The organism is Zobellella denitrificans (assembly GCF_002237365.1).
GTDB lineage: Bacteria > Pseudomonadota > Gammaproteobacteria > Enterobacterales > Aeromonadaceae > Oceanimonas > Oceanimonas denitrificans.
The window spans coordinates 1-15,599 of the sequence record NZ_NMUO01000026.1; the positions used below are offsets into that span (position 1 = coordinate 1).

The following is a 15,599-nucleotide window of genomic DNA, read 5'->3' on the forward strand; positions in this document are numbered from 1 at the left end:
CTGCAGTGCAGGGCGCCACCGCCCACCCACAGCAGCGAGGAAGTGGCGGCGCTGGCGGATCTGGGGGTGGCGGTGATCTCCTCCACCCATGGCCGCGGCATCCTGCCCGATGCCCATCCGCGCAGCCTGGGCGCCTTCCACAACTCGGCGGCGGTCGAGGCGCTGATGGCCGAGTGCGATCTGGCGCTGGTGGTGGGCTCGCGCCTGCGCAGCAACGAGACCCGCACCTATTCCCTGGCCCTGCCGCGCCCCCTGTACCAGGTGGACGCCAGCCCGGCGGCGGCCCAGCGCAACTACCCGGTGGACCATTTCGTGTGCGGCGACGCCAAGGCGGTGCTGGCCGCCCTGGTGGCGGCGCTGCAGGGGCAGGCCAAGGCCAACCCCGAGTTCGACCGGGCCATCGCCGAGGCGAAAACGGCGGCGGTGGCGGCGCTCACCGAGCAGCTCGGCCCCTATGCCACCCTCTGCGGCCAGCTGCGGGCGGCGCTGCCCGATGACGGCATCCTGGTGCGCGACATCACCATGTCCGGCAGCACCTGGGGCAGCCGGCTGTTCCCCATCCAGGCGCCCAACACCAATATCCACTCCCTGGCCGGCGCCATCGGCATGGGCCTGGCCATGGCCATCGGCGCCGCCGTGGCCAACCCGGAGCGCAAGGTGGTGGGCCTGGTGGGCGACGGCGGCCTGATGCTGGGGGTGGGCGAGCTGGCGACCATGGTGCAGGAGCAGACCAACCTGATGCTGCTGGTGATGAACGACGGCGGCTACGGGGTGATGCGCGGCATCCAGAACCAGTACTTCGGCGGCCGCCAGTACTTCAACCAGCTGCACACCCCCGACTTCAAGGCCCTGGGCGAGGCCGTGGGCCTGGCCAGCTGGAAGGCGGCCAGCCTGGCCGAGTTCGAGCAGGCCATCGGCGAGGCCATGGCGGTGCAGGGCCCGGCCCTGGTGGAAGTGGAGATGAACGGCATAGGTCCGCTCAACTTCGCCGGCCCGCCCCAGAAGAAGCTGTACTGAGCGGGAGCGGGGGCCGACCGGGCACCGGGCAGGGTAAACGCTGGCCTGCATCAGGTGGTGGCGCGGGTCTTGTCCTCCGCAGAGAGGACGGCCGCCTGCTGGCTCAGCCATCCGACGACACTAGAGCACCGCTCAGTTTAAAACTTAGGCAGTGGTGATTCTTGGGGCGCGGGCGGCCCGCCCGCATAAGGATGGCACCGAGGCGGGCGAAGGCACAGGACAACCCGTGATGCCTGTTCTGCCTCAAGCCTCTTTAAAGCTGTGGTGTGGTAGGCCAGTCCGAGGGTTCCCGCTGCGCGGGAAAGCAGGCGGGCCGCCTGCGCTCCACCGGCAAGGCGCATATCTGCCAACGGCGGTGTTTTGCTGCCGGGGAGAAAGCGGAGCCAGGAGCGCCCTTTGTTTCACCGGAGCGTAACGGCCAGGCTTTGCAACCTTCATAAACAGGTGCCTGGGCACGCTGCGGCCCCGTCGTGCCCGCCGTTCTGGTGTTGCCGGCCGGCTTGCTTTTTACCGCTTGCGCGGTGGCTGTCGGCCCTGCCGGCAGGGGTCGGGATCCGGCCGGAGGGGTGTTAAAAAATTGTTTCAATTTTGGTTTGACAGGGGGAAACAAAGCGTTTTAGAGTTCGCATTGTCACATAAGAAACATTGTTTTGTATGTAAAACATTATGCCGGGGGCCGTTGGCACCCGGTGTCCTCGGATTCAACGGCACTTTTCAGGGTGCCAAGGAGAGCAAAATGGAATTGACTCGCAGACGCTTTATCGGCGCGGCCATGGCCGCCGCCGCCCTGCTGGCCGGAGGCGTGCAGGCCGACGGTTATCCCAGCAAGCCGGTGTCCATCGTGGTGTCCTACCCGCCCGGGGGCGACGTGGACGCCATCGCCCGGCTGTTCGCCGACAAGCTCACCAGCCGCCTGGGGCAGCCGGTGATCGTGGAGAACCGCCCCGGGGCGGCGGGCACCATCGGCAACAGCTATGTCAGCCGGGCCAAGGCCGACGGCCACACCCTGCTGTTCACCCCCAACACCTTCACCACGGCGCCGCTGGTGATGGCCCTGCCCAAGGAATCCCGCTACGACGTGCTCAACGGTTTCGAGCCGGTGATCCTGGCCAGCAAGCAGTCGGTGCTGCTGGTGGCCAACCCCAAGTCCGGCATCAGCAGCGTGGCCGACCTGGTCAGCCAGTCCCGCGACGGCAAGCGCCTCAACTACGCCAGCCCCGGTGCCGGCTCGCCCATGCACATCGCCGCCGAGTGGCTCAACAGCGCCGCCGACATCAAGGTGCTGCACATCCCCTACCGGGGCATCGGGCCCATCATCCCGGATCTGCTCGCCGGCCATGTGGACCTGGGTTACGTGGTCTACGGCCCCGTGGCCCAACTGATCGAGTCGGGCCAACTGGTGCCGGTGGCGGTGACCGATCCGGAACGCTCGCCGGTGCTGCCGGAGCTGGCCACCGTGGCCGAACAGGGCTACGACCAGGTGCGGCTCGGCGCCTGGCACGGGCTGATGGCGCCGAAGGGCACACCCGACGAGGTGGTGCGCCTGCTCAACCAGCACCTGAACGAGATACTGCAGCTGCCCGAGGTGGCGGAGCAGCTGGCGAGCTTCGGCGCCGTGCCGGTGGGCGGCGAGCCCGAGGCCCTGGGCGCCATCAACGCGGACGATCATGCCCGGCTGTCGGCCCTGATCGAGCAGCTCGACATCCGGGGCAGTTGAGTCCGGCCGACGGGGCCTGGGCCCCGCCGCCGGCGAGAGAGGAGTTCCCTGGCGGGGATAAATCCCGCCAGGGGATGGCGAAACAAGGAGGAGGGTTTTGCCATGTTGAAGCGAGACATCAAAGGCATTCTCGGGGGGGCCGGCCTTGCCGCCGTCGGTCTCTTCGCCGCCTGGTACGGCCAGGTGAATTATGAGTTCGGCGGTGTTCACAACATGGGGCCCGGCTTCCTGCCGGTGATCCTGGGCGGCGTGCTGGCGCTGCTGGGCGCCCTTATCGCCATACCGGCCTGGTTCCGTGCCGGCGCGCCGGTAAGCACCGAGTGGGGCAGCGCCGGTTTCGTCATCCTCAGCATAGCGGTGTTCGGCGGCCTGCTGGCCCTGGCCGGCCTGGTGGTGGCCACCCTGGTCGCGGTGTTGCTGGCCCTGGTGCCCGACCGCAAGCTGGGCTGGGGCACCAAGTGCAAGGTGGCGCTGGGGATCGCCCTTATCACCTATTCGATCTTCTCCCTGGGGCTGGGCATGGCGATCAAGACCTGGCCCTGGAGCGGCTGAGGTCCGCGAGGCTTACCGTCGTGGCCGCCACCTGCCTGGGCAGGTGCGCCGGCCGGTTCGAAACCTGAGGATAAACCGGAACAGACAATGGGTATTTTTGACGGACTATGGCTGGGGCTGCAGGCCGCTATCCAGCCGACCATGCTGCTGTATTGCTTCATCGGCGTGTTTCTGGGCACCCTGGTCGGGGTCTTGCCCGGGGTGGGCGCCATGGCGGCGATCTCGCTGCTGCTGCCCATCACCTACTACATTCCTTCCACCGCCGCCATCGCCATGCTGGCCGGGGTGTTCTACGGCTCCCAGTACGGCGGCTCCATCGCCTCCATACTGCTCAACCTGCCGGGCACCCCCTCGTCGGCGGTGACCAGCCTGGATGGCTACCCCCTGGCGAAACAGGGCAAGGCGGGGGTGGCGCTCTTCACCGCCATGACCGGCTCCTTCGTGGGCTCCATGCTGGGCCTGCTGTTGCTGATCGGCTTCGGCTCCGCCCTGTCCCGGGCCGGGCTGGCCTTCGGCCCGGCGGAGTACTTTGCGCTGATGCTGCTGGGGCTGATCGCCGCCTCGGCGGTGGGCTCCGGCTCGCCGGCCAAGAGCCTGGCCATGGTGGTGCTGGGGCTGCTGCTGGGGGTGGTGGGCACCGACGTGAACACCGGCCTGCCGCGCTTCACCTTCGGGGTGCCGGAGCTGATGGACGGCATCAACCTGGTCGCCCTGGCCATGGGGCTGTTCGGCATCTCCGAGGTGATCACCAGCATCAGGGCGGGGGGCGCGGGCAGCGTCAACGCCCGCTTCAGCCTGCGTTCCATGCTGCCCGGGCGGGACGAGGCCCGGCGTTCGGTATGCCCCATGCTGCGCGGCACCGCCATCGGCAGCTTCTTCGGCGCCATGCCGGGCACCGGGGCGGCCATCGCCTCCTTTATTGCCTACGCGGTGGAGAAGAAGGTGTCCCGGGAGCCGGAGCGTTTCGGCAAGGGTGCGCTGGAGGGCGTGGCCGGGCCCGAGGCGGCCAACAACGCCGGCGCCATGACCGCCTTTATTCCCACCCTGACCCTGGGCATTCCCGGCGACGTGGTGATGGCGCTGATGCTGGGCGCCATGATGATCCACGGCATCCAGCCCGGGCCGCTGATGGTGTCGGAAAACCCGGCCATGTTCTGGGGGCTGATCGTCAGCTTCGGCCTCGGCAACCTGATGCTGCTGGTGCTGAACCTGCCGCTGATCGGCATCTGGGTGTCGCTGGTCAGGATCCCCTTCAGCATGCTCTACCCGGCGATCCTGGTGTTCATCTGCCTCGGGGTCTACAGCGTCAACAACAATGTGTTCGACATCTACGTGGTGGCCCTGGTGGGGGCGGCCGGCTACCTGCTGGCCAAGCTGGGTTTCAACCCGGCGCCCCTGCTGCTCGGCTTCGTGCTGGGGCCCATGCTGGAGGAAAACCTGCGCCGGGCCCTGCTGTTGTCCCGCGGCGATCCCATGACCTTCGTCGAGCGGCCGCTGAGCGCCGGGCTCTTGTTCCTCTGCGTCGCCCTGCTGTCCTGGGCGGCCTGGGGCGCGCTGCGCAAGCTCATCCGCGAGCCCAAGCCGCTGGCCGACCCACAGGTTTCCTAACCCCTGGCATCCCTATCCATCCCCGGGCCCCGTCGGCCCGGGCGGGCGGCCTTTGTCCCGCACAGGGCGCCGCCGGTTTTTTTCAGGAGTATTCCGGCCATCCGGGCCGGTATTTAACGGAGTAAGTAACAGATGAAATTGCACAAACTGGCCACCGCCGTCACCACCGTTCTCGCCCTGTCCGCCCCCTTGCAGGCGGCCACCTGGTCCGACACCTTCGTCGGCTACCGCTACGGTTCGGATTTTACCGAGCCGAACAACCCCGAGAAGGTGAGCAAGAACATAGTGCAGCTGACCCACGCCAGCGGTTATTCCCTGGGCCAGAACTACTTCAACCTGGACGTGCTCAAGTCCGGCAGCGAGGATCCGGCCAGCGGCAGCAGCGACGGCGCCACCGAGTTCTACCTGGCCTATCGCCACCAGCTGCACCTGGGCAAGCTGTTCGACACCGATCTCGGCTTCGGCCCGGTGAAGGATGTGGCGCTGACCGCCGGCTTCGATCTCAACACCAAGAACTCCGCCTTCGCGCCGCGCAAGCGCTTCCTGGCGGTGGGGCCGACCCTGAAGTTCGACGTGCCCGGTTTTCTCGACCTGAGCCTGTTCTATGCCTACGAGAGCAACCACTGCGGCCTGGCGTTCTGCACCCACAAGGATCTGAGCTTCGATCCCTACTACCAGATCAACCTGGCCTGGGGTCTGCCGTTCGAGGCCGCCGGCCTGCCGCTGAAGTTCCAGGGTTTCACCAACTACAACGGCGCCAAGGGCAAGGACTATTTCAACAACGAGACCAAGCCCGAGCATCTGCTGCGCACCTCGCTGATGCTGGATGTAGGCCAGTTGGCCTTCAACAAGAAGAACACCTTCTGGGTCGGGGTGGGCTACGAGTACTGGCGCAACAAGTACGGCAACCACGGCAAACCGGGAGTCGATACCGACGCCCCCACCCTGAACATGGAATGGCATTTCTGAGCCGGCTGACCTTGCCGGGGGAGACCCCTGCACTGTCATGAAATCGTGACAACGGCCGTCATGAAAGCGTGACGGCCGGGGGGGCGGCCGCAGGGGGCGGCTCTCTTGGCGGCCGCCCCCTGCGGCCTTAGGATCTCGCCCCCTTGTGTTGCAGCCGTCGCCCCTATGAACAGCCGCCATCCCCTGTCCGAAGACATCATCGCCCTCCTGTCCGGTACCCTGCTGGTGGCCCTGGGGGTGTTCCTGCTCAAGCAGGCCGGCCTGCTTACCGGCGGCACCGCCGGCATCGCCCTGCTGCTCGCCCATTTCAGCGGCACCGGCTTCGGGGTCTGGTTCTTCCTGATCAATTTACCCTTCTATGCGCTGGCCTGGCTGCGGATGGGGCCGGCCTTTACCTTCAAGACCTTTGTCAGCGTGTCGCTGGTGTCCCTGTTCAGCGAGCAGCTTCCCCATTTCCTGGCGGTGGCCTCGGTGTCGCCGCCCTTCGCCGCCCTGATGGGCGGCCTGCTGATCGGGGTGGGCATGCTGATCCTGTTCCGCCACCAGGCCAGCCTGGGCGGCATCGGCATACTGGCGCTCTACCTGCAGGGCCGCTTCGGCATCAGTGCCGGCAAGCTGCAGATGGCGGTGGATTCCCTCATCGTGCTGGTGTCCTTCACCGTGGTGCCGCCCTGGCTGTTGCTGCTGTCGGTGCTGGGGGCCGTGCTGCTCAACCAGGTGCTGGCCTTCAACCACAAGCCGGGGCGCTACAGCGCCCCGGCCTGAGGCAGCCCCCGCCGCTATACTTGTAATGACCGGCGGGGAGGGGAACATCATGACCACAAGCGAACTGCGCGAGCTGTATCAGGCGGGAAAACTGCGCTCGGCCCGGGTGTGCCACGACACCCTGAGCATGGGCTGGCTGGTGACCTTTTACGACGACGAGGGCAACCAGTTCGAACTGACCGACACCCTGGGCTGCCGGGTCAGTTACGAGAGCCCCAAGGCTGCGGAAGACAAGGTGCACCAGGTGGCGGATTGCCCGACCCGGGTCGACAGCCTGTACCGTTTCTTCGAAGTCTGAGCCGGAGAGCCCGGCTCAGCGTCCTTCTTCCATCAGGATCTGGGTGGCCTGGATCTCGTGTTCCTGCAGGAAGGCGAGCAACTTCATCATGTTGTCCACCGTCACCTCCCGGTCGGAGGCCAGCACCAGCTCGGCTTCCTTGAGTGCGGGCAGGCGCTCGAGCAGCACCGGCTTGAAGCTTTCCCAGTCGGCGTATTTCTCCCCCTGCAGGGCCCAGGCGGGATCCCCGGCCAGCAGGTTGATGGTCATGGCCTTGTTGTCCTGCACGCTGTTCAGCGCCTCGCTGTCGGTCTTGGGCAGATCCACCTCCAGCGATTGCAGCGGGATATTGGCGGTGAGCATCAAAAACACCAGCACGATAAAGATGATGTCGAGCAGGGGGGTGATGTCGGGAGTGAGCGCCCGCCAGCCGGACTGGGCGGGCTCGGGGCGGCCTATCATGCCTTGCCTCCCAGCGCCACGCCTTCCAGGTAGAGGTTGCACTGGTTCAGCTCATGGGTGAGCTTGTCGAGCAGGCGGTCGGCCCAGAGCCCGAACAGCTGGGCGCCGGCGATGGCCGGCAGGGCGATCAGCAGACCGGCGGCGGTGGTGCTCATGGCCAGCCCCAGGCCGTCCGCCAGCAGCGACGGGGTCACCGGATCCTGGCTCTGGCTGATGCTCCTGAACATCTCGATAAGTCCCAGCACGGTGCCAAGCAGGCCCAGCAGCGGGCTGATGACGCCCACCAGGGTGAGCACCCGCAAACCGGCGTGCAGCCGGCGGCGCTGCTGCTGCAACCAGACCGAGGCCAGATCCTCGCGGGTGGACTTGTCGCATTGCCGGTGCCGGACCAGCAGGGAGCAGCCCTGCAGGGTCAGCGACCTGGCATGGCTCATTTCCGCGTCCGGATAGGCGTGGCCCTGGCGGCGCAGGCGGCGCTTTTCCTGCTCGCCGCGCAGGCTGGTCCACAGCAAAGTCAGGCCGCGCTCCAGCCAGAGCGCCAGGGTGAGCACCGAGCAGAGGATCAGGGGCCAGCTCATCGGGCCCAGTTGTTGATGCAGTTGGTTCAGAAACGACATGTGTTTTAGTCCAGTTTGAAACGAACGGGGATCTGTACGCGGTGCGCCAGGGCGCGGCCGTTTTCTACATAGGCGGAGAAATGCCATTTGGCGATGGCGGTCAGCGCCGTCTGATCCAGCACCTTGACGCCGGACGACCTGGCCAGCAATCGCTTGGTCTGCCGGCCGTTTTCATCCAGCCAGACCTCGACTACCACAGTGCCTTCGAGTCCCCGGCGACGGGCCTGGGACGGATAGGGGATGGGCGCCGGCCGGGTCTTGAAACTGGGGGTGTCAATCCGCTTGGGCGCGCTGCTCTGGGTCACCTGGGGCTGCGGCTTGGGATCGACCTTGGCGGTTGGCTCGGACACGGGCTCAGGTGCCGGTTTGGGCTCGGGCTTGGGCACCGGCTTGGGCTCGGGTTTGGGCACCGGCTTGGGCTCGGGCTTGGGCACCGGTTTGGGCTTGGGCTCCGGCTTGGGTTCGGGCTCCGGCAGCGGCGGTGTCGGTTCGGGCCTGGCCACGGCAGGCAACATCTGCACGCTGATCGGGCCCGGGTTGCTGTCGGGCGCCAGGGTTATTTCCAGCTCCTGGCGCTCCATGGCCTGAACCATCAGCCCGTGCAGGATAACGGAAGCCAGTGCGAACAGGGTGTAGCGACGAAAACTCAAGGTAAATCCCCGGATCCAGATAGCGATGACATACTGGGGCAATAGAATACGTATTTTAAAAAGGATGTCTATTGTTATGGCTAATGATAACCACTTTCATTTGTTTTGGCGGCACTTGTCCCGCTGCGCAACAGGCCTGACCACAAGCCAGGGAAGTGACTGAATTTCCCGGGCTTTTTTGTTTTTTTGTTTGCAAGAGCGGGGCCGCTGTGTCACAACATGGTGCATACTATGATGAGCCCCAACGCGAACAAACGAAAAGGAAGACCCTCATGGCTGTAGAACATGTCGGCGATATCATGGCCCGCCAGTTGTTGACCCTGAGCCAGGATGCCACCCTGAAGGACGCCCACGATCTGATGCGGGAGAAAAGCATCCGCCATATTCCGGTGGTGGACAAGGACAGCGGCAAGCTGCTCGGGGTGTTGACCCAGAAGCGGATGATCGCCACCGTCATGAGCCTGCTGGCGGATTACGGCGTCAGCGCCCTGGAGCGGCGCGAGCGCCAGGTCCGGGTGATGGACATCATCGACTCGGACTTCGAGAGCGTTGACGCCAAGGCTCCGCTGACCGAGGTGGTGCCCTTTTTCCTTAGCAACAAGCACGGTTGCCTGACGGTGGTGGACCAGGACGGCCGGCTGGAGGGCATGGTCACCTCCTCCGACTTTGTGCGACTGTGCGCCGAGCTGCTGAAGGAAAGGTCTAAAGCCTGAAGCCTGATGCCGGAAGCCAGAAGCTGGGGGCCGGAAGCAAAAGCAGGGCGTTTCCGGCCTCCAGCCTATGGCTTTCCGGTCACGCCGCCGCTGACGATAAAGGTGGTGACGGTGCCGGCGGGGATGTCCAGCGGCCGTACCTTGTCCTTGTCGACGATCAGCACATTGCCGGCGAAGTTGTAGGACTGGGGCAGGTAGACGGCGACCTTGTCCTTGAGTCCGAATTCCTCCATTTCCTCCCGGGTGATAAAGCCCAGCACCATCACTTCTCCCCCCATCAGGCTGACCGCCACCGGCTTGTCGAAGCGTTTGTTGTCGCCGAGCAGGGCATTGAACAGATCCCGCAGGGAATTGTAGAGCATCTTCACCAGGGGAATGCGGGTGAGGACGGCGTCGAACAGGCTGAGGAAGAAGCGGCCGAGATAAAAAGAAGCAAACATGCCGGTGAGGATGATCAGCACCAGGGTCACCAGACCGCCGGCCAGATCCGACACCCAGCCCGCCTCCAGCGCCGGAAACACCAGTTGCAGCAGCGAACCCAGGGCCGAAAACAGGGTTTCGTTGAGCATGGTGAAGATCAGGTACACCAGGTAGACGGTCAGCACGAAGGGCAGCAGGATCAGCAGGCCCTGGAAGAAAAAGCGGATGAGTCGTTGCATGTCCGGGTTCCTTGAAAGGGGAAGGAGCATGATGGCAGAACTTTGGCCGAATGCCAGCCCGGCCGGGCCTGGCAGAGTCAGGACGGGTCGTGGGGCTAGTGCCGGCCTGCCAGGCCGCGCAGGACGTTCAGCCAGCGGGCGTACCAGGGCGGGCTGAACCGCCGGCTCTGTTCGGCGGCGAACAGCGCCTTTTGCAGCAGCAGGGAGCTGGGCCTGTGACCGTAGTGGGCGTGCCAGCTGCGAGCCACTTCATCCAGGATCAGCCGGCACTGGTGATCGTAGAGGGTATCATTGTTGTAGGAAGGCGGGCTCCGGCGGTAATCCACCCCGTAGTGATCCAGGATGCGGCGAAAGCTGGCCACCAGTTGCCGGTATTCGTGTTGGTTCATGCGCGCTCCTCTGTTGCTTCAAGTATACGCCGCCAGCCGTGCCATTCTGGCTCTTTTCTGCCCATTCGCCGCCATCAGGGTAAAATAACCGGTTTTTCACCGACATCAGGCTTTGCAAGGCCGCCCGGCCTTGGTATGGTGGGGGCGGTTGCGTAAAAGAGAAATCACTGTATGTCAAATAACGAGTGATTTTTCTTTAAGTTTGGTTGTAAAGATTTATTTACATGTGAGGATGTCATCATGCAGAAAGACACACTGAATAATATCCATATCCAATCCGAACAGGTGATGATCACCCCGGCGGAGCTCAAGGCCAAGCTGCCCATCTCCGAGCAGGCGCTGGCCTTCATCGGCCAGGCCCGGCAGACCATCTCCGATATTATTCATCGCAAGGATCACCGTCTGCTGGTGATCTGCGGTCCCTGCTCCATCCACGATATCGACGCAGCCAAAGAGTACGCAACCCGCCTCAAAAAACTGCATGATGACTACCGTGATAGCCTCTATATCGTGATGCGCGTCTATTTCGAGAAGCCGCGCACCACCGTCGGTTGGAAAGGCTTTATCAACGATCCTCACCTGGACGGCAGCTTCGACATCGAACTGGGCCTGCACAAGGCGCGTGAGCTGCTGTGCTGGCTGGCCGAGCTGGAGCTGCCCCTGGCCACCGAAGCACTGGATCCCATCAGTCCCCAGTACCTGGCGGAGCTGTTTTCCTGGTCCGCCATCGGCGCCCGCACCACCGAGTCCCAGACCCACCGGGAGATGGCTTCGGGGCTGTCCATGCCGGTCGGCTTCAAGAACGGCACCGACGGCAACCTGGGCACCGCCATCAACGCCATGAAGGCGGCGGCCGAGCCCCATGCCTTCATGGGCATCAACCAGGAAGGGCAGGTGGCCCTGCTGGTGACCCAAGGCAACCCGGACGGCCACGTGATACTGCGCGGCGGCAAGCAGCCCAACTACGACTCGGTCAATATCGCCCTGGCGGAAAAGGCGATGACGGCGGCGGGCCTGGCGCCCAAGCTGGTGGTGGACTGCAGCCACGGCAACTCCAACAAGGACTACAGCCTGCAGCCGCTGGTGGCGGAGAACGTGGTGCACCAGATCCAGGAAGGCAACCAGTCCATCATCGGCATCATGCTGGAGTCGCACCTTGCCGAGGGTAACCAGTCCAGCGAGCAGCCCAAGGGCGACATGCGCTACGGGGTGTCGATCACCGACGCCTGCATTGGCTGGGACACCACCGCCGAGCTGCTGGCCAAGTGCCGCGAGCAACTGGCCGCGCCGCTCAAGGCCCGCCTCGGCTGAGCCGCCGGCTCGCCTCCTTGAACCTGAGCCCGTGCCGGCGGATGACTGTCGCCGGCGGCCAATAGCGGGCATAATAGAGCACCGTGTCCGGGAAGGGCCGGTGCTTTTGTAATTGGGATGAAGCCAATGGTAGATGAATTGCAGGTCCTGCGGGATCAGATTGACGAGGTCGACCAGCAGTTGGTCGAACTGTTTGCCCGCCGGTTGAAACTGGTGGCGGGCGTGGGTGAAGTAAAAAGCCGCCAGGGCGTGCCCATCTATGCGCCCGACCGGGAAGCCGCCATGCTGGCCCGGCGCCGTGCCGAGGCCGAGGCGAAAGGCGTACCGCCAGACCTGATTGAAGATGTGCTGCGCCGCGCCATGCGCGAGTCCTACGCCAGCGAGAAGGATACCGGCTTCAAATGCATCAAGCCGGAGCTGTCCAAGGCGGTGGTGATCGGCGGCGCCGGCCAGCTCGGCGGTCTGTTCGCCCACCTGCTGCGCTTGTCCGGCTACCCGGTCGAGATCCTGGAAAAGGATGACTGGGACGGGGCCGACGCCCTGTTGGGCGACGCGGGCCTGGTGGTGATTGCCGTGCCCATCGACCAGACGGTGGCGGTGATCGAGCGGCTGCCGGTGCTGCCCGCCGACTGCCTGCTGGTGGACCTGACCAGCGTCAAGAGCGAGCCGCTGGCGGCCATGCTCAAGGCCCACACCGGCCCGGTGCTGGGGCTGCACCCCATGTTCGGCCCCGACGTGTCCAGCCTGGCCAAGCAGGTGATCATCTACAGCGACGGCCGCGGCGCCGGTCAGTACGAATGGCTGCTGGCCCAGATGCGGATCTGGGGCGCCCGGCTGCAGGCGGTGTCGGCGCAAGAACACGACCAGGCCATGAGCCTGGTGCAGGCCCTGCGCCACTTCACCAGCTTCGCCTACGGTGCCCACCTGTGCGCCGAGCAGGCGGATCTGGCCCAGCTGCTGCGCCTGAGCTCGCCCATATACCGGCTGGAGCTGGCCATGGTGGGCCGGTTGTTCGCCCAGGATCCGGCGCTGTACGCGGACATCATTTTGTCCTCGCCCCGCAACCTGGAGATGATAAGACGCTACCACCGCCGCTTCGGTGAGTTGCTGGATCAGCTGGAAAATGGCGGACGTGAGGCTTTTATCGAGCAGTTCGCCACCGTTAGCGCCTTCTTCGGCGACTATGCCGACATCTTCCTCAAGGAAAGCCGACTGCTGCTGGCCCAGGCCAACGACAGCCGCCACCACCAGGACTGACGCGACCCAAAAAGGCCTGGGTCTCCCGGGCCTTTGGCCGACTTATTCGGTCATTACAACGCCTTTGTCATCAAACTGAAAAGGCCCGGTTTCCCGGGCCTTTTTACTGTCCGCGTTATCCCCGGTACAGCCGGTGGGCGAGGGGGGCGAGGGCATCTGCCTGCTGGCCGTCGGCCAGTTCGACGCAGAAGCCCTGCAGGCCCGCTTCCTTCAGGGCGTGGGCGAGCCCGGGCGCCAGCGCATCGTTGCCGTCGAGCCGGCCGAGCAGGGGCAGGTGGGTCTGCTGCTGCAGGGCCAGCAGTCCGGCCAGGGGCAGCCCCCGCTCGTCGAGCAGGGCCAGTTGCTGGTTGCCTTCGCTCAGGATGAGCTCGGCGTCCGCCAGCGAGGCGGCGGCGTCCTGCTGCAGGGGCAGCAGCAGGGGGCGGGTACAGCGGCCGGCGGCGATCAGCAGTTCGCTCCGCAGGGCCTGCTCCGGCTGCAGCAGCAGCAGGTCGAGGTATTCCGCCGCCCGGTTGAGTTCTTCCGCCTTGCTCACCCTGGTCATGGCCGCCAGATCGAAGCGGGCCGCCACCTCGCGCAACCGCTGCAGGTGCTGCAGCCCCTGCTGGATATCGCCGTTGTCGAAGCAGGGCACGGCCAGCACCTGGCCGCCGCTTTCCTTCAGCTTGCGGGCGGCTTCCTGCAACTGCTGATCCCCGGGCCAGGCGGGCAGCATGGCGATCAGCAGGGGCTCATCGGTGCCCAGGTAGAAGCGGCCCACCTGCAGGCGGGTGTCGTCGTGCTTGTAGGCTCGGCTGTGGCGGGGCTGCTTGTCCTCGGCCGGCGCCGCGGCCTGGCCCTGGCTGAGGGCGCCGGAGGGGATCCGGGTCGGCGCCACTTCGGCGCTGGGATAGCAGCCCAGCACCTTGATAAAGCGGGTGATGCGGCCCAGCTCCTTCAGCGCCGACTGCATCTCGGGACTGTTGACGTTGGCGGCGACGTCCACGTAGAACATCTCTTCCCAGGGATTGCCGATGATGGGGCGGGATTCCAGCTTGGTCATGGTGATGTCGTGGCTGCGCAGCACCAGCAGGGCCTCCACCAGGGCGCCGCTCTGCTGGCCGGTGGACATGATGAAGCTGGTCTTGGCCGGGATTTGCTCGGCCACGTCGATGGGCTTGCGCGCCACCACGATAAAGCGGGTCATGTTCTGCTTCTGGTTGGCCAGGCCGCGCACCAGCGGCTTGAGACCGTGCAGCTCGCCGCCGTCGGCGCTGCCCATGGCGCCCACGTCCGGGCGCTTGAGGCCGGCCACCAGCTCCATGGCGTTGGAGGAGGCGGCGCAGAACTCCACCTTGACCCCGGGCAGCGTCTTCAGGTACTGGGAGCACTGCTGGTACACCTGGGGGTGGGTGTAGAGGGTCTTCAACTGGCTGACGTCGGTGTCCACCGCCACCAGCAGGCAGTGCTCTATGGGCTGGGTCAGCTCGCCGACGATGGACAGGCTGGTGTGCTGCATCAGATCGAAGACGTCGTTGATGGAGCCGGAGCTGGTGTTCTCGATGGGCAGTATGCCGTACTGGGCCTGGCCCGATTCCACGGTGTCGAGGATCTGCTGGAAGGTCTCGCAGCTGTGCTCGATGATGCCGGCCTGGAAGCGGGACAGGTACTTGCGGGCCGCCAGGTTGGAGTAGGAGCCGCGCAGGCCGAGGAAGGCGACGCTGATGGACGGCACCTGGTCCTGGGGGTTGAGCAGATCCTGCAGCAGCGCCTGCTGGGACAGCACCGAGTCTTCGATGATGGTGTGGTAGAGGCGGGTAACATAGTGGGCGTCCAGGCCGAGCTGCCGGCCCTGGTTGACAAGCTCCACCAGCAGCGCCTGCTCCCGCTCCTGGTCCCGTATCGGCCTGGGGTTTTCCAGCTTGGCGCGGGCCACCTCCAGGCTCAGGGCCTTGCGCCTGGCCAGCAGGGTCAGCAGCTCGCTGTCCAGGCGGGTGATGTGGGTTCTGATCTCGTCCAGATTCATGAGTAGGGCTTCCTTCGTCGCCAGTCCGGCTGAATAAAAAAGCCTCCCGGTGGGAGGCTTGGCGGTTCGTCTTTCGCTTGTTTCTTGCTTGCGCCAATGCCTCCCGTGTCAGGATGCAAAAAAGAAGTGAAAGAAAAACAGGGATACGGGCATCTTAGGGTCGCAACGGCCATGGGTAACCCCCATAGGAATACTGAAAAGCGCCGGCGCTGGCAAGCCCTTTGCCGGATTTTTTGGCCTTCGGTCCGGTAAAAGCACAAAAACGGCCTTGCGGCCGTTTTTGTGCGGATGAGGGGATTATTCGTCTTCTTCGATTATCGGTTGGGTCACGTTGGCCCGCTGGGCCAGGGGTTTTTCCGCGTAGCGGCCGAGCTGGCGTTCCAGCTTCTGCCCCAGTTCGTTGATGGCGGCGTAGAGATCTTCATGTTCCGCCTGGGCAAAGAGGGTGTCGTTAGGCACTCCCGCCTTGGCTTCCACCAGGTAATTCAGGCCTTCTTTCTGAATCACCACATGGGGGTTGATAAGCACGATTCGGCGCCGGTTGAGTTTGTCGAAACGACTTTCGATCCGTTCACGAATGGCGGGAGAAATGTCGACGACATGGCTGGTAATCGCAATAGACATAGGGACC

At 64.9% G+C, this 15,599-nt stretch carries 16 protein-coding genes, 1 pseudogene and 1 other annotated feature; of the genes and pseudogenes, 10 read left to right on the plus strand and 7 right to left on the minus strand.

The window, feature by feature from the left end; all coding sequences use genetic code 11:
• From CGX12_RS07640 to CGX12_RS07670, 7 genes are all read left to right on the plus strand, one after another.
• The coding region (locus CGX12_RS07640) for a thiamine pyrophosphate-dependent enzyme (RefSeq protein ID WP_254918233.1) at positions 1-1,017 on the plus strand (1,017 nt) is incomplete at its 5' end.
• 736 nt (positions 1,018-1,753) lie between these two features.
• Positions 1,754-2,734: a Bug family tripartite tricarboxylate transporter substrate binding protein gene (locus CGX12_RS07645; protein ID WP_094039300.1), complete on the plus strand. Its 981-nt coding sequence runs from the start codon at positions 1,754-1,756 to the stop codon at positions 2,732-2,734.
• A gap of 102 nt (positions 2,735-2,836) precedes the next feature.
• On the plus strand, positions 2,837-3,286 hold the full coding sequence (locus CGX12_RS07650; protein ID WP_094039301.1) for a tripartite tricarboxylate transporter TctB family protein: 450 nt from the start codon (positions 2,837-2,839) through the stop codon (positions 3,284-3,286).
• Positions 3,287-3,373: 87 nt separating this feature from the next.
• Positions 3,374-4,894 carry a tripartite tricarboxylate transporter permease gene (locus tag CGX12_RS07655; RefSeq protein ID WP_094039302.1) on the plus strand — a complete coding sequence of 507 codons (1,521 nt, stop codon included), beginning with the start codon at positions 3,374-3,376 and terminating at the stop codon, positions 4,892-4,894.
• 132 nt (positions 4,895-5,026) lie between these two features.
• Positions 5,027-5,863 carry a hypothetical protein gene (locus CGX12_RS07660; RefSeq protein WP_094039303.1) on the plus strand — a complete coding sequence of 279 codons (837 nt, stop codon included), beginning with the start codon at positions 5,027-5,029 and terminating at the stop codon, positions 5,861-5,863.
• A 165-nt stretch (positions 5,864-6,028) separates the two neighbouring features.
• Positions 6,029-6,628 (plus strand): YitT family protein, encoded by a 600-nt coding sequence (locus tag CGX12_RS07665; RefSeq protein WP_094039304.1) that lies wholly within the window; start codon positions 6,029-6,031, stop codon positions 6,626-6,628.
• Between the two features lie 49 nt (positions 6,629-6,677).
• On the plus strand, positions 6,678-6,926 hold the full coding sequence (locus tag CGX12_RS07670) for a hypothetical protein (protein WP_094039331.1): 249 nt from the start codon (positions 6,678-6,680) through the stop codon (positions 6,924-6,926).
• A 15-nt stretch (positions 6,927-6,941) separates the two neighbouring features.
• Here the strand turns inward: CGX12_RS07670 and CGX12_RS07675 are convergent, their stop codons facing one another.
• From CGX12_RS07675 to CGX12_RS07685, 3 genes are read right to left on the minus strand one after another with little or no spacing between them, the layout of a single operon-like run.
• On the minus strand, positions 6,942-7,367 hold the full coding sequence (locus CGX12_RS07675) for an ExbD/TolR family protein (protein ID WP_094039305.1): 426 nt from the start codon (positions 7,365-7,367) through the stop codon (positions 6,942-6,944).
• Positions 7,364-7,984: a MotA/TolQ/ExbB proton channel family protein gene (locus tag CGX12_RS07680; protein ID WP_094039306.1), complete on the minus strand. Its 621-nt coding sequence runs from the start codon at positions 7,982-7,984 to the stop codon at positions 7,364-7,366. Before CGX12_RS07680 ends, CGX12_RS07675 begins: the two co-directional genes overlap by 4 nt.
• 5 nt (positions 7,985-7,989) lie before the next feature.
• Complete coding sequence (locus CGX12_RS07685; RefSeq protein ID WP_198401740.1) at positions 7,990-8,634, minus strand: energy transducer TonB; 645 nt, start codon at positions 8,632-8,634, stop codon at positions 7,990-7,992.
• 272 nt (positions 8,635-8,906) lie between these two features.
• Here CGX12_RS07685 and CGX12_RS07690 point away from each other — a divergent pair, with 272 nt between their 5' ends.
• Positions 8,907-9,347: a CBS domain-containing protein gene (locus CGX12_RS07690; protein WP_094039307.1), complete on the plus strand. Its 441-nt coding sequence runs from the start codon at positions 8,907-8,909 to the stop codon at positions 9,345-9,347.
• Positions 9,348-9,412: 65 nt separating this feature from the next.
• Here CGX12_RS07690 and CGX12_RS07695 read toward each other — a convergent pair whose 3' ends face one another.
• Positions 9,413-10,006: a DUF502 domain-containing protein gene (locus CGX12_RS07695; RefSeq protein ID WP_094039308.1), complete on the minus strand. Its 594-nt coding sequence runs from the start codon at positions 10,004-10,006 to the stop codon at positions 9,413-9,415.
• A gap of 95 nt (positions 10,007-10,101) precedes the next feature.
• The gene (locus tag CGX12_RS07700) at positions 10,102-10,395 is read right to left on the minus strand and encodes a hypothetical protein (RefSeq protein WP_094039309.1); all 294 of its coding nucleotides are present in this window, start codon (positions 10,393-10,395) and stop codon (positions 10,102-10,104) included.
• A gap of 240 nt (positions 10,396-10,635) precedes the next feature.
• Between CGX12_RS07700 and CGX12_RS07705 the strand changes: the two genes are divergently transcribed.
• A complete protein-coding gene (locus CGX12_RS07705) occupies positions 10,636-11,706 on the plus strand; it encodes a 3-deoxy-7-phosphoheptulonate synthase (RefSeq protein ID WP_094039310.1) in 1,071 nt (356 codons plus the stop codon).
• A 126-nt stretch (positions 11,707-11,832) separates the two neighbouring features.
• On the plus strand, positions 11,833-12,963 hold the full coding sequence (gene tyrA, locus CGX12_RS07710) for a bifunctional chorismate mutase/prephenate dehydrogenase (RefSeq protein ID WP_094039311.1): 1,131 nt from the start codon (positions 11,833-11,835) through the stop codon (positions 12,961-12,963).
• Between the two features lie 856 nt (positions 12,964-13,819).
• Here tyrA and CGX12_RS20235 read toward each other — a convergent pair.
• Together CGX12_RS20235 and hpf are read right to left on the minus strand one after the other, a co-directional pair.
• Positions 13,820-14,968 (minus strand): annotated as a pseudogene (locus tag CGX12_RS20235) (chorismate mutase); the annotation flags it as partial.
• 32 nt (positions 14,969-15,000) lie between these two features.
• Positions 15,001-15,122: a sequence feature (Phe leader region), on the minus strand.
• 143 nt (positions 15,123-15,265) lie between these two features.
• Positions 15,266-15,592: a ribosome hibernation-promoting factor, HPF/YfiA family gene (gene hpf / locus CGX12_RS07720; protein ID WP_094039313.1), complete on the minus strand. Its 327-nt coding sequence runs from the start codon at positions 15,590-15,592 to the stop codon at positions 15,266-15,268.
• Positions 15,593-15,599 lie beyond the last annotated feature (7 nt).